3 protein-coding genes and 1 pseudogene are annotated in these 14,316 nt (G+C 53.2%); 3 read left to right on the top strand and 1 reads right to left on the bottom strand.

Going from position 1 to position 14,316, the window contains the following annotated elements:
- Positions 1–206: 206 nt before the first annotated feature.
- Positions 207–1,046, bottom strand: a pseudogene (locus EL199_RS13730) (IS256 family transposase, variant Zn-binding type).
- A gap of 536 nt (positions 1,047–1,582) precedes the next feature.
- Between EL199_RS13730 and EL199_RS00075 the strand changes: the two are divergent.
- The 3 genes from EL199_RS00075 to EL199_RS00065 all read left to right on the top strand — a co-directional run bounded on the left by EL199_RS00075 (position 1,583) and on the right by EL199_RS00065 (position 14,068).
- Positions 1,583–3,328 (top strand): ShlB/FhaC/HecB family hemolysin secretion/activation protein, encoded by a 1,746-nt coding sequence (locus EL199_RS00075; RefSeq protein WP_004142910.1) that lies wholly within the window; start codon positions 1,583–1,585, stop codon positions 3,326–3,328.
- Positions 3,329–3,389: 61 nt separating this feature from the next.
- Positions 3,390–13,445, top strand: coding sequence for a two-partner secretion domain-containing protein (locus tag EL199_RS00070; RefSeq protein WP_126315930.1), 10,056 nt, complete (start codon positions 3,390–3,392; stop codon positions 13,443–13,445).
- 14 nt (positions 13,446–13,459) lie between these two features.
- Positions 13,460–14,068 (top strand): hypothetical protein, encoded by a 609-nt coding sequence (locus tag EL199_RS00065; RefSeq protein ID WP_050768125.1) that lies wholly within the window; start codon positions 13,460–13,462, stop codon positions 14,066–14,068.
- Positions 14,069–14,316 lie beyond the last annotated feature (248 nt).

Genomic DNA, 14,316 nt, shown 5'->3' with positions numbered 1-14,316 from the left:
ATAAAGACTGGATACGTCAAGCTAGGATAGCTTTTGGTCGCGTACAAAGGTGGAAACAAAACGCCCCCTCACCCGCTTGCCGGTGCGAAACCATTCGCGGCGTATAGGACAAAAAAGGAGCTATCTTGGAGGACCTTGTGTCTATAGGACAAAAAAGGAGCTATCCATCGTCAGGCATGGCGAAATAATCCTTTATAAACTTGACTTTATTCTCTCTTTTCATCCCGTGATGACACCCCACTGCGCTTTAAGTCGGCAAAGCGTCCATCCAGCAAATTGGTGGTGTTGCACATGCCCAAAACGGGATACGCTTCAAAGGTAAACAGGTAGTCCAAGTTCCGTTTCAGGCTCAAATACGCGCTTCTCAGCGTCTTGTGCGTGTAGTGCGAACTGCCGGTTTTCTCGTTGACCGTTCGTTCGTTGAGGAAGCCCTCATGCTGCTCAAACCATGCCTGCAGCGCGCCTTGAAACGCTGTCTTGCCGCTGTCCTTCAGGGTGAGCGTCAGTCGCCACAGCGCCTTGCCTGCCGCCGTTTTCGGGTTACGTGTCAGATAACGGCTGACGGTTTTGACCTGGTGAAACTGGCATAGCTGCGCGGGAATCTCGGGAAACATCTGTAGTAATCCCTTTCGCCCGTCTCAGACAATACTTTGTATCTCAACGCCTTTTTCCCGAAGCTCGTTCAGCGCCGCGGCATAGAGTGCGTTGGTTTCGTATTTGACTTCATCGACGGACAGAGCCTGTTGGCTGATGCTGTCCATCAGCACCAGCACGCCAAAATCGTGGCCAAAATAGGTGGTGTCCATAATGATGTTGGCTGTTTCGGGCAGCGGGTAGCGCTCCCTGATTTGCACACTGCGAAGGCGGCGATAGATGGTTTTGCTGCTGCATCCATACTGCTTGGCAAGCTGCGCGGCCGTTTGTTTGCCTGCGCTATAAGCTGTCCAAAGCTCGTCGTTTTGAAGGCGCTTGCCGCCGTCAAAACGTTTGCCGCAAGCCTTGCATTTATATCGTTGCTTGCCATTTTGCCAGCCATCTTTTTTGATCTGCTTTGAGCCGCAGAAAAAGCATTTTTTGTGTTCAAAGCCTTTGACCCCGCTTAAACCCTTGCAGCATAAGGCTTACAGCGATTCTTGGCTCCTTTTTTGTCCTATACGCCGTCCCGGACGTTAACACGCTCATTCGCCCGACAAGCTAACCCGAAGACTCCATGAGATTCGAGAAGGTTTATCGAGCTTTTTTGCCTGTTTGTCGCCACGATCGAATGAATGACTTCAACAGCGTTCCATTTCACACTGAATCGTGCAAATAAATCAAAATGAACAGATAGTAACGATATGGTTTTTTCAGGATTTCTCCGCATCTGATACCGATGCATAACCTATTGCCATACCGTTAAAAAATCTTGCCATCCGTTTTGTTGTAACCCTGCGAGAGTTACACCCACTTTTTGTTCCAAACAGTACAAAACCGTCCAAAAAACTTTACCGTTATCTGAAAGTATTTTTATAATCTAGTCATCTTTTCAAGGCATCCAGCACAAACAACATGAAGGCAACCCTTCAGGGAGGAAACTCGCTCTATGCCGACCCGTCATTCCCTTTGGCTGCTGCTTTTTGCCAGCAGCGCCCTCTTCGCGCAACAATCCGGTTTAGTTGATCCCGGCATCATCTACCAACGCGCCGAACAGCGACAACAACAAATCAACCGCAATGCAGCGCGCCAAGATTTTTCTACGCTTGATTTTTCGGCGCCTGCCTCAGAAGACCAAGTAGCGGCGCCGGGTGATCGTCACGCTTGCACCAGCTACCAACATATTGTTTTGGATGCGCCGTCACCTTCTTTTCTCCATTATCTTGAGCAATCGGTTAGACACACGCCGCTACGCCTTACGGGCAAACAGACCTATCACAAGGCGGGTGAATGCATTCGTGCCGGAGAAGTCATTGATATAGTCAAAGCCACACAAAACCGGTTGATTGAGGATGGTTGGATTACCACACGTGTTGTCCTGCAAACGGAAGGCAGCCACAAAGAGCGATTAAAACTCACCATCCTGCCGGGCAAAATTGCCCAGGTGCGCGAAAACAAAACAAACGTCCAAAGAACACCGGGCGTTTTTAATTACCTGCAAAATAAAACCATCAACCTGCGCGATTTGGAACAGTCGCTGGATAACGTACACCGTCTGGGCAGCCTGGATGCTCAGGTTGACATTGCACCATCCGACCGGGAAGGTTACAGCGACCTGGTCGTTAACTGGCAAAAAACGGGCAGGCCTTACCAATTTAGCTTTCTCGTTGACGACAGCGGCAGTAAATCTTTGGGTAAATACCTCGGCACGGCCAGTATCTATATCGACAACCCGCTGAACTTCAGCGATACCTTCTATGCCAGCTATACGCGGACGCTGCGGCCGGGCACCCGCCTCACCGACCAGCAGGGCAAAAAACACAAGACCCTGACCGACAACTACTACCTCAACTACAGCATTCCCTGGCGCTCCTGGCAGCTGGGGCTCAACGCCAGCCGCTACCATTACGATCAGATTATCCCCGGCTATGCCCGGGTGTATCACTACAAGGGCAATACACAAAAGATAGAGGCGGAACTGTCAAATACCATTTACCGCGACCAGAGCAAAAAAACCACCCTCAGTGCCGGACTGTGGTGGCGCAAGAACCAAAACTTCATTAACCGTGCCGAGCTGGACGTACAAAAAAGACAAACGGCGGGCTGGCGGTTGGGAGTTAAACAAACCGTTCTCTTGCCCAAAGCTGTCTTTAGCGGCGCACTTAACCTGAAGAAGGGCACACGTATGCTGGGTGCGAATCCGGTACCGGAAGAAGGTTTTGACGAAGGCAATGCAAAAAGTGCCATTTGGACGCTGGATGCGGGCTGGAACGTGTTGCTGGACAGCAACCAGCGCTGGAATTGGCAAAACGACCTGCATGCCCAATATGCGCATGAACGCCTGATCTCGCTTGACCTGCTGAGCATCGGCGGACGCAATAGCGTGCGCGGCTTTAGTGAGAACAACAGCATCTCCGGCGATAGCGGCTGGTACTGGCGTAATACCCTCAACTGGTCATACCAGCCCAACCACCAGCTCTATCTTGGCGCGGACATGGGCCAGGTCTGGGGCAAAAACACCGAATACCTGCGCGACAAATTCATTGCCGGTGCGGTTATCGGTAGCAAAGGCAATATGAACTACCACGGCAACTGGCAATACGACGTCTTTGTCGGCACCCCCATCGTCAAATCTGGCGACTGGAAAAAAACCGATCGTTTTGTGATCGGCTTTAGTGCCGGATACACCTGGTAACGTGCCGCCAAAAAAACACAACCGCAAAGTCAAAAACAGAAACAGAATCAAGGAGCCGTTTGTGAACAAAGGAATTTACAAAGTCATCTTCAGCACCACCTTGCAACAAATGATTGCCGTTTGGGAGTACGGGCGAGGCAAAGGGAAAAACAACAACTGTAATAAATCGCGTCCTGCACCCAAACTCCGCCTGTTACCTGTTTGCATTGCGCTTGCCTGTGGACTTGCGCCTGCATCCTTGTGGGCGCAAAGCGTCATTACCGAAGACGACCTGGCTGCCGCGCATGAGCGCCCCACCGTTTTAAAAACTGCCAACGGCCTGCCGCAGATTGACATCCAAACGCCGGATGAGTCTGGTATCTCGATGAACCGCTACAGCCAGTTCGACGTTGATTCGGCGGGCGCCATCATGAATAACGCCCGTAAAGACGCCGCAACCCAGACCGGCGGGGTCGTCAGCGGCAACCCGCACCTGGCCAGGGGCGAAGCAGACCTCATCGTCAACCAGGTACGCAGCCAGAACCCCGCAAACCTACAGGGCATGGTAGAAATCGCCGGTAAAAAAGCCGACGTCATCGTTGCCAACCCGGCGGGCATTATGGTCAACGGTGGCTTCATCAACGCCGGTAAAGTGCATTACACCGCCGGTCAGGTAGAAATCAAGCAAGGCAAACCGGTACAGCACAGCTCAGAAAGTGGCGTGATCAACATCGCGCCGGGTGGATTGAACGCACAAAACCATGACTACACCACCCTGCTTGCGCGACAAATCAAAATCAATGGCGCAATACACGGCGAAGGCAGCCAGATTGACCTCATTACCGGCAACAACACCCTGCATGCCGACGGCACGATAGAAAACAGCAGCAAGCAAGCGGATAAGCCGGTCCGCTTTGCCGTGGACAGTAGCGCCCTGGGCGGCATGTATGCCAACCGCATCCGCCTGATTGGTACAGAAAAAGGCGTTGGTGTTCATCATGCGGGTAAATTACAGACGGACGCACTGGAGCTCTCCCTGCCCGGCACCCTGCACAACCAGGGAGAAATTACTGCCAACCAGCTTGATATCAAAACCACCGGACTCAAAAACGACGGCACCCTGCATCACAGCAGCGACCAAACACTCACCATTCGCAGCAATATCTTTGCCAACCATGATGGTGCACGCCTGCAAGACCGCCAGGCAGAAAAAAATACCGAAAAACCACAACCCGCAGAAAACAAAAACGAAGAGACGCGCAAAGGGGCGGCGGGGCGCATTGAGGTCGCTGAAAAAATTGAGAACCGTGGCAGCATCACCACGGGCGGCAAAATTGACCTTGCCAGCAAAGACTACGAAAACCACGGCAATGTTGCCATCAACCTATTCACCCTGCGCGAGGGCAAGCTGGACAACCGTGATGGCAGCAGCACCTTTGAAAGCGCCGACATCAAGGCCTCACAGCTAGACAATGCGCGCGGAGAACTCTTCCTCTACCGTGCCAAACCCATCCAGGTCAAAGGGGAGGTGAACAACCATGGCGGACAAATCCATGGGGTTGACTCGCTCAGCATCAGCGCCGGAAAAATCAACAATACCGGTGGTGGCAGTATCACGAGCGACAACAGCCTCAGCCTGCAGGCGCGTGGGAGCATTACCAATGCCGGCAGTATTGGCGCCAACAACAGTGTCAGTTTGCAGGCGGGCAAAGACATCGCCAATAGTGGACAAATCCGCTCCGGCAGCGACCTGAACCTCAGCGCGGGCAATGACATCACAAATGGTGGCCAGTTGTTTGCAGGCAATACGCTGAACCTGAGTGCAGGCAACGATATCAACAACAGCGCGACCATCTCCGGCGACCTGCTGAACATCAGTGCCAACCGCTTGAACAACAGCGAAACCGGCAGCATCACCCAGCGCGGGCCATATACCCTGAACATCCACACCGCCGACTACGACACCGCCAATAACCCCTACGGCACCATCCGTACACAAAAACCTGCAAACTCGGCCGCGTCCAATACAACCTCGACGGCGCCCGGTAGCAGCACAGACAATGAGCAACCATCTACCGAAGGCACACTAAAAATCCGTTCACAGTTCAACAACCGTGGCGTTTTTGAAATCAACAATATGCTGTCGGTGACTGCCAGCAACTCCTTCACCAACCATCAGACGGCAGAATTTGCCCGTCTGACCCTGACCAACGGCGCAACCCTGGACAACAGCCATGGCGAACTGCGCAGCCAGGAAATGCGCTTTGACAGCCGTGACATCAACAACAGCCACGGCACCCTCAAAACCAACACCCTGCAACTAAACACCGCAAAACTGGACAACAGCCACGGCCGCATTGACATCGCCAAGCAGGGCAACATCAACGTGACGGGCACGTGGAATAACAAACACGGCACGATTAACAGCAACCACAACCTGACCATCCGCAGCCAGCAAGCCGACAACAGCGGCGGCAGCATCAGCAGTAACCACGACCTTTTCCTCTACAACCCTGGCAACTGGAACAACGGTAGCGGTCAACTGCTTGCCGGACACAACATGACCTTAAACGGTGGCAGCCTCAACAACCAGGGGCGCATCCAGGCGGGAGAGCAGCTCAACTATAACGGCTTTACCCAGCTCAACCAGGGCGGACAACTCTTTGCCGGTAACATCACCCTGAACGGCAAACAACTGAACAACAGCGGCGAAACCGGCAGTGCCGACACCCTGCACATCCAGAGCGAAGAAACCCACAACAGCGGCAAAATCAGCAGCCAAAACACCTTCACCTTCAACAGCGCAAAAACAGAAAACAGCGGCCAGCTTCTGACTAACAGCCTATTCACCCTCAACACAGCCGAGTTCAACAACCGCGGCAAAATCAGCAGCGCGGGCGATGCCAACATAAATGCCGCCAGCGTGGACAACAGCGGTGACATCCATGCCAAAGAAAAACTGTTCCTGCGTGGCAACACCCTGAAAAACCGCGGTACTGCCGCAGCAGGCGAAACGGACGTGGCGGCGGAAAAGCTGGAAAACGGCGGCATCCTCTCCGGCAAAACGCGCGTGACCGTCAGCACCCCGCAAATGAACAACCGTGGCGGCAGCATCGTCAGCGACCAGGACGTCACCATCAACACCCCGGAGCTGGATAACGAACAGGGGCACATTGCCAGCAAAGGCAAACTGACGCTGAATGTCAAAGCAGGCAGCGCCATCAACAACAAGCACGGCGTGCTGGCAAGCGAAGAAGACCTGGAACTGGACACCGCCCGCCTTGACAACGAAGGCGGCAACATCCACAGCGGCAAAACCTTACATATCAACACCCCAGAGCTCAACAACCAGGGCGGCAGCATCGATGCGACAGCGCATCACCTACAAAGCACCGCCATCAATAACGAAAACGGCCACTTGATTGGCCGGGAAAGCCTGACACTCACGAGCGACGGCGAAAAACTGAACAACCGCGGCGGACAAATCATCAGCAAGGGAAAACTCGATATCACCGCGAAAGACACCACCATTGACAGCAGTGGCGGTTACATCGTCGGCAAAAACATCGCAGCCGATGTCGGCAGCGTCAGCGGCGGCAAAATCGAAAGCTGGGAAGAGCTGACACTGCGCGCGAAAAAAGCGGAAAAAATGGAAAGCGTGCGTTCGGGTCGTAATATGAATATTGAGACCCAAGACAAATATTCCATGACCGGCCAATACTATAGCGGCGGAGAGGCCGTCATTCGCGCTACTGGCGGTTTGGAGTTTGCGCCGGAAGGCAAGTTTGCATTTAACGAAAACCTCAAAGTATCCAGTGACGCATATATTATTAATAGAGGTCTACTTTCTAGCTTGGGCAAAATAACCGTTCAGGCACCAGAATATATAGAAAACAGGGATGGCGGAAGAATCTATGGCGCGCATGTTGCCATTAGTACGAAATCCTTCCTTAATACAGGAGAAAACTCTATCGTTAAGGGCGCCAATCGCGTAGAAATCGGCGCAGAAACCATAAAAAATGAGAATGGCGCCAATATCCACAGCCTGGGGACAATTAACATCGGCAACGAGCTTGATGGCAATGGTCTGGCCTTTGGTCAGGCAGCGCATGTAATCAATGGACGTGGCACGATTGATGCTGGCGGTGACGTTAATATCAACAGCAAAAAAGTCGACAACTTCTCTGAAATACGAATTGAGCCTATTTCTGTCTCTGAAACGCCAGTTGAATTTTATTCAAGCCTTCTGCTGCCCACAGAATGGATACCAACAAACAGACGGCGGGAATACAAGTTGCCCCTCGCTAATAATAATAAATATACATATACGCTGGCAGAGATAGAAGAACGTCCAATAGTCAGAAATCCGGGCAAAATCCGGGCAGGCGGAACACTGACCTTTAACAGCGAAGACGTCTATAACGAAGGACAGATTGCCGCTGGACGGATTGGTGGCGCAGGCAAGAATGCCATCAATGGCGGCAATATGGAAGGCAGACGTTATACCGCTGCCATTAACGGAAAAATCGAGAGTATCATCCGACATCACAAAAGTGACGATCCATACACTGAAGTCATAGACTACAACCCGCCACGACTTGATGAAAGAACAGTCCACTTTACCTTTGGCACGATAGAAGATGATGGTCAGATCAGTGGCAACCCAACCCCGGGTAATGGCGGGGGCGGTGGCGTTCCCTTCCCCGGTGGCACGGGTGGCGGCAGCGGAGAAAACGACACCCTCAAAGCCATTGACACCGAGGGCAGAAAAATCCCCTACCGTGTGATGACCCCCAACCTGCCGCAATTGCTAACCCAAACCCAGGGTATCTACCAGCTTAACCTGGCCAACGTTGACCCGGTGCCGGGCATTCCCGGCATGCCGGACGCGGCATCACTGGGACTGGTCACCCACGATCCGGCGTTTCTTCGCATCCTGCAGAACCTGCCGGAGTATCGCGACCGCCTCCCCTATACAGGAACGGCAATCACAGCAAACCCCAACCGCTACGGCGACCTCAGTAACAACGCCGCTTACGGCAGTGGCGCCACTGTCGGCACGCCCTACACTGACTTCAGCCGCAGCATCGGCGACCGCTACTACAACTACCATCTCGTCGCCGACATGGTCGCCCGCAACACCGGTTACCGCTACCTCAAGGGCTATCACGACGATGCCAGCCAGTTTGCCGCACTGACCGCTGCGGGCAACAGCTTCCGCGAGCGCTACCAAATCGCCCCAGGAGTGTCACTCACCGCCGAGCAGGCCAAGCATCTCGACCAAGACATGATCCTGATGGTCGATCGCACCTTCACCCTGCCGGACGGACGCCAAGTCACCCGCCAGGTGCCGCAACTCTACGCCCGCATTCAGCCGGACGAACTGGACACCAGCCGCCCGACCATTGGTGCGAACCGCATAGACCTCAGTGGCAGCGGCACACTCAACAACAACGGCAGCATCGGCGGCCGTGACAGCCTCTCGCTGCAATACCAGAACATCACCAACCGCGGCACGCTGACCAGCGACCATGGCAACGTCCACGCCCGCGACACCTTCGACGGCAAAGGCGGCACCATCAACGCTGGCAAATACTTCAGCGCCACCGCGGGCAAAACCTTCAACTTCCAGCCACAAACCTCGGACATAGACGGCAGCGCCGACCGCGCGGCAAACCGCAGCTACCACAGCGCGCACCAAATCGAAGACAGCGGCCGACTCAAACGCTACGCTACCGGCAGCACCGTCATCCTCGGCGGTGCCAAAGAAACCAACCTCAAGGCGACCCAACTCGACCTGGGTGACAAGAGCAGCCGCACCATCATTAGCGGCGACAAAGTCAACCTCGGTGCCGAATACACCCACGACGTCAAAATGGATGACCAGGGCGGCAGCAACTACCACTACCGCTACCATGGCGAAGACCAAGGAGTAGAGACCACCGGCGATGGCGCGCTCAGTGTCAGCGCAAGCGCAGGCAAACTCACCGTCAACGCGGCCAAACTCAACAGCGGCAAAAACCGGGTACAGCTCTACGGCGCCAAAGGCATAGACGTGACCCATGGCGAAATCATCGACAAAGAAGTCACCTCCAGCAACCACAAAGGCGGTGGACTATTTAGCCGCAGCCACACACGCGACTACGAAAGCTGGGAAGCCCACCAGGTCAAAACCAGCGACATCACCGGCGACAGCGTGGCGCTGGTTGCCGACCGTGGCGACATCAACGCCGTTGGCAGCAACATCGTTGGCGAGCACGGCGCATTACTACAAACCCGCCAGGGCAACATCACCCTTAAGGCGGGAGAAAACACCTACCACAGCGAAGAGCGGCACAGCAAACACAAAGTGGGCCTGATGGGCTCGGGTGGCATAGGCCTGACCCTCGGCAGCCGTAGCCAGAGCAGCGACAACACCCTGGACCTGAAAGGGCACACCCCGACCCTGGTTGGCGCGATAGACGGCAACGTCACTATCGACGCAGGCGGGCATTACAGCGAACAAGGCGCCATCGTCCATGCAGGGCGCGCAGGCGGGCCGCTCACCAAAGAACAATGGCTGGCACTCAGCCCGGACGAACGCGCCCGTGCCGGTAACGTCTACCTCAATGCACAAAGCGCCGACCTTGACGTGATGCGCGGCGAACAAAAACAAGAAATGAACAGCCGCTACAAACAGACGGGCATCACCGTGAACCTGAGCGGCGCCCTGGTCAACGCGGCACAAATGGCGCGGAAAAACCTGCAGCATCTGGGCGAAAGCGACAATGCGCGGGTCAAAGCAATGGCGGCAGCCAATACCGCCTGGAGCAGTTACAAAGCCATCCAGGCGGTGGACGAAGCGCTCAGTAGCGACCCCAAGACCCTGATCAACCTCTCGATCAGCGGCGGCAGCCAACACAGCAGCAGCCACCAAAAAAGCCGGGAAGACACCCTACAAAGCAGCCAGCTGACGGGTGACAGCGGCGTCTACCTCCGCATCCGTGGCAAAGGGGCGGACAGCACCCTCAACGTTACCGGCTCGGATCTGGGTGGTAGCGCCATCACCGTACTGGACGTTGAAGGCAAAAAAACCTTCCAAGCGGCAGAAACCCGGCGTGAGATCCACAGCGAACAGCACAGTGGCGGCGGTGGCGGTGGTATTGCCCTGCAGGGTGGCAGTAACGGCGGCGGTTTCGGCTTTACCGCCAACGCCAACATTGGCAAAGGCGAAACCAACGGCAACAGCACCACCTACCGCCTTAGCCACATTGGCGGCCTCTCCGGCCACACCGACATCGGCGACGGCAAAACCCTCCTCAACGGCGCGCAAATCCTAGGCAAAAGCATCGACGGCAACACGCGCGACCTGGAAATCCACAGCCCGCAAGGGACAATGGACTACCAGAGCAGACAGAACGCGCTTAGCGGCAACGTGCTTTACGGCTACGGCGTGGCGGTGAACCTGGACTACCAGAACACCCGCGTTGATGCGCACGAAAAAACCGTCAACGTCGAGAGCGGACATCGCGATGCCGTGCGGGGCGTACAAGAAAGCGACAACAGCCGCATCCAGGCGCTGACAAGCAGCATCAAACAAAACGACGCGCAGGCGAACAAAGGCCAAGACAAAACCGGTGGGGTGAGCGGCTTCTATGCCGGAGACGACGGCTACCGCATCCACAACACAGGCACGACCGTCTTGGGCGGACTGATCACCAGTACGGCAAAAGCCGAAGCCGAAGGCAAAAATAGCTTCAGCACCGACCGGCTGGTACGGGAAGACATCCACAACTACAGCAACTACAAAGGCAGGAGCATCGCACTGGGGCTGAGCGCCGTTCTCAGCGGCGATACACTCGGGCAAGGCGAAGCACAAAGACGCGAATTTATGAACGTTGGCGATAGCGGCGTAGGCAAAACCTTCGGCATAGGGCACGACCAGCGTTCGCAAGAAGGGGTAACCATAGGGAGCGTCAACACCGCCAACCTCACCATCGGCGATGACGCAGGGCAGCGCCTGCTGACGGGAGAAAGCGCGGCAGAGGCCGCGAAAAATGCCAACCGGGGTATCACATTGGAGCACGTCAAAGAACGCAACGGCACAACAAGCGTGAACTTTGATGCGGACAAAGTGACACGTGACATTACCAGCACGGCGCAAGTGATGCAGGGCTTTGACGGCACGACCCAAGGAATCAAACACGACTTGCGCAAACAGGCGGATGCCTACCGCGCGCGTGGTGACGAAGAAACCGCGGCCAAACTAGACAAACTGGCGATTGGGGCGGACATGCTCAAAGGCGGCCTGACACCGACAGACAGCGCGTTGGGCACAATAGCGAACACGGCGGCGCCGCTGGTGTCCTACCAGATTGGCCAATACGCCAAAGCACACGGCAGCGAAGGCAGTGCGGGACACATCGCCGCGCATGCGGCGCTGGCAGCACTGACCAGCGCAGCCAACGGTGGCAGTGGTACTGACATGGCGACCAGCGCGGGAACGTCGGCGGCGGCAGAAATTGGTGCGCCGCTAGTTGCCAAAGGCTTTTACGGTACCTCGGACAGCCGCAAATTGACGGCGGAACAGAAAGAGACGGTGAGCAACATCCTCGGCCTGGCGGCAGCGGGAACCGGGGCGGCGACTGGTAACAGTACGACCGCTTACGGTGCGAGCCGGGCGGTGGGGAATGCGGTGGAAGACAATGCGTTAGGTCCAGAATCTTTTGCCAGACGCCAGAGAGATCGCCAAATTATTGACGGGAAAATGCTTGGAGATATTCCTCTCAATTCAACGGCAGAACAGTTACTGGCAGATGAGCAGGCAGATCAGCGCAGTGAATATCTGGCGGAAAAGAATCGAAAAGGAACACTCTCAAAAGATGAAACAGCGGAATTTTTAGGGTATCTCGCTCAAATCCACAAAGAATACGAGAACGAATATGGGAAAAATATAGCTGACAGTATAATAAAAGATTTTATTGATCATAAAGATCCATTCCGACCAGATAGTTACCCATATGCTGGAAATCGAACAGAACAACATGAATGGTATGAGCGAAATAAAGACAACCCATATTATTATCCTAAAAATTATCTAGATCGTTTTAACTTAGGTTGGCTAATTAGAGAAAAAACAAAAACAGAGGAAGAGCGGATATTTAATAAAGCAGCTAGAATTAAAGGACAAAACCTAGTATTAGAACGAGATACTAACCAATATGGAGGTAACGCTGTATACGGTTTGGCTGGTGGCACAGGTTCTTTACCAGTAGCAATTAGGGCTGCTACAGTCGCACATGGTACTGCTCAAACCGTAGTAGGAATATCCAATAATGATGGTGAACAGGCTCTTTGGGGAATGTTTGAACTCATGGGAGCTGTTGGTGGCAACGCTGCGGGCTACAAGATTGCAGTCAAAAAAACTGACCCCGGAATCATTCCGCATCAAATCATGGGAAATGAATCAGGGTATATTGCAGGCTCTGCCAAGTATCGGCCAGTACCTAATGAACTTCAAAATAAATTTGCCCCGCCCCAAAACAATCGGTTAAAACATGATAGCAATGGAAATATTGTAGGTAACAAAGGTGGCAAGATAGAGCAAACCAACCTTGTGGACGATGGTTTTAATCCAGTGTACAAAGATTCTGCAGGACACCATTTCAAGATAAATCCAAAAAATGGAAATTATGAATATATCAGCTCCTGGGAGATTTCAGGAAAAATTACTGATATACAATTGAGCCGTCAGATACATGAAGCGGCTGTAAACCGAAGTGCGTCTTTCTTTGAGCAACAAGGTGTAAAGGTTACGACCGGGATTACACTGCGCAATACGCTTACCCAAGAAAAGGCCGTACTGGATCAACTCATCAGCGGTGGTGCACCGGGTGCAAAAATGCCGGTACCACCGGGGTTCAAGGCAATAGACCTGAAAACAGGAAAGGAAGTCACCCATATAAAATTTGACAAAAATGGCAATATTGGCATAGAGAACAAAACTGGCGGTGCAGGATTGGAACGGAATCAGTCCAGCATTTATCAAAATTGCGTGATGGGAACAGGTTGTATTAAGAGCGTAGGCCGTAAAGCACAAGAGGCTGAACTAAGAAAAGGCGTTGTACCAGAAGAGATTTACATTTTACGTTCAGACTGACAGGAGAAAACCCTATGAGTTCAATAACCAAAAAAAGTGTTGCCCCGTTGTGCAAACAAATCGCATCTGAATACGAAGGCTGGCAATATGCTGGCGAACGTTTTAGCAATAAAACTTTGAAGCACAGCATTTTATATATAGATCCGCTCTGGTCTTTTACACTATCAGCCCAACCAGTGGTCATGTTAGTCAACAAGAAGGCAAACAAGCTCAGTTTACAAATTGACGATGAAAAAGAAATGTGGATATCAAAAAAAACCGTTCTTCGTCCTGATGCCACACTAGAAACCCAAGTATATCGTAAATTTGTACATACCATGAGAGAAGCTGAAGTATATATCCGGGATTTCTTTAAACGCGGCCTGAATATCATCCAGCAATATTATCATTGGCAGGATGAGGAGGAGCTGTTAACCAACATGCCAATGAATTTGGAAGGATTCGTTGGTATAGGCTATTGCCTGTCGCGGGTCATATTGCATGATTTTGATTTTGTCCGTCGTTACATCAATGACGAAATTAAAACCATCGCTCCCAAAAGTACAAGTATTCACGAAATCAAGAGAATGCTGCCAGTCTGGGAAAAGAATTATCTCGAAACTGGAAGCGTCTTTGGCAAATAGTGCAGGAAAACAGATAACTGCGTATTTGCAGCAAACTATCTGAATCCCCCCGAATCATTTATGCACGCCACCATAAAAAAACCAGCACCTGCCTCATTCCGCCATTTGGCAGGATTGTTTGCGGTGCTGGTTTTCTTTGCCTTTGTTTTATGCCCACGGTAATAACAAAACCGGCACCTGCCCCATCCCGCCGCCTGACGGGACTGCTCCCGGCGTGCCTTGCGCTTGCCTGTGGCCTTGCGCCTGCA

Source organism: Cardiobacterium hominis (genome assembly GCF_900637305.1).
GTDB lineage: Bacteria > Pseudomonadota > Gammaproteobacteria > Cardiobacteriales > Cardiobacteriaceae > Cardiobacterium > Cardiobacterium hominis.
The sequence above is the reverse complement of the archived record's forward strand: the minus strand, read 5'-3'. Positions and strand labels throughout refer to the sequence as shown.

Bases quoted from the DNA above. Each gene is read 5' to 3' on its own strand.
- EL199_RS00065 (WP_050768125.1), top strand. From the start codon at position 13,460: ATGAGTTCAATAACCAAAAAAAGTGTTGCCCCGTTGTGCAAACAAATC.
- EL199_RS00075 (WP_004142910.1), top strand. From the start codon at position 1,583: ATGCCGACCCGTCATTCCCTTTGGCTGCTGCTTTTTGCCAGCAGCGCC.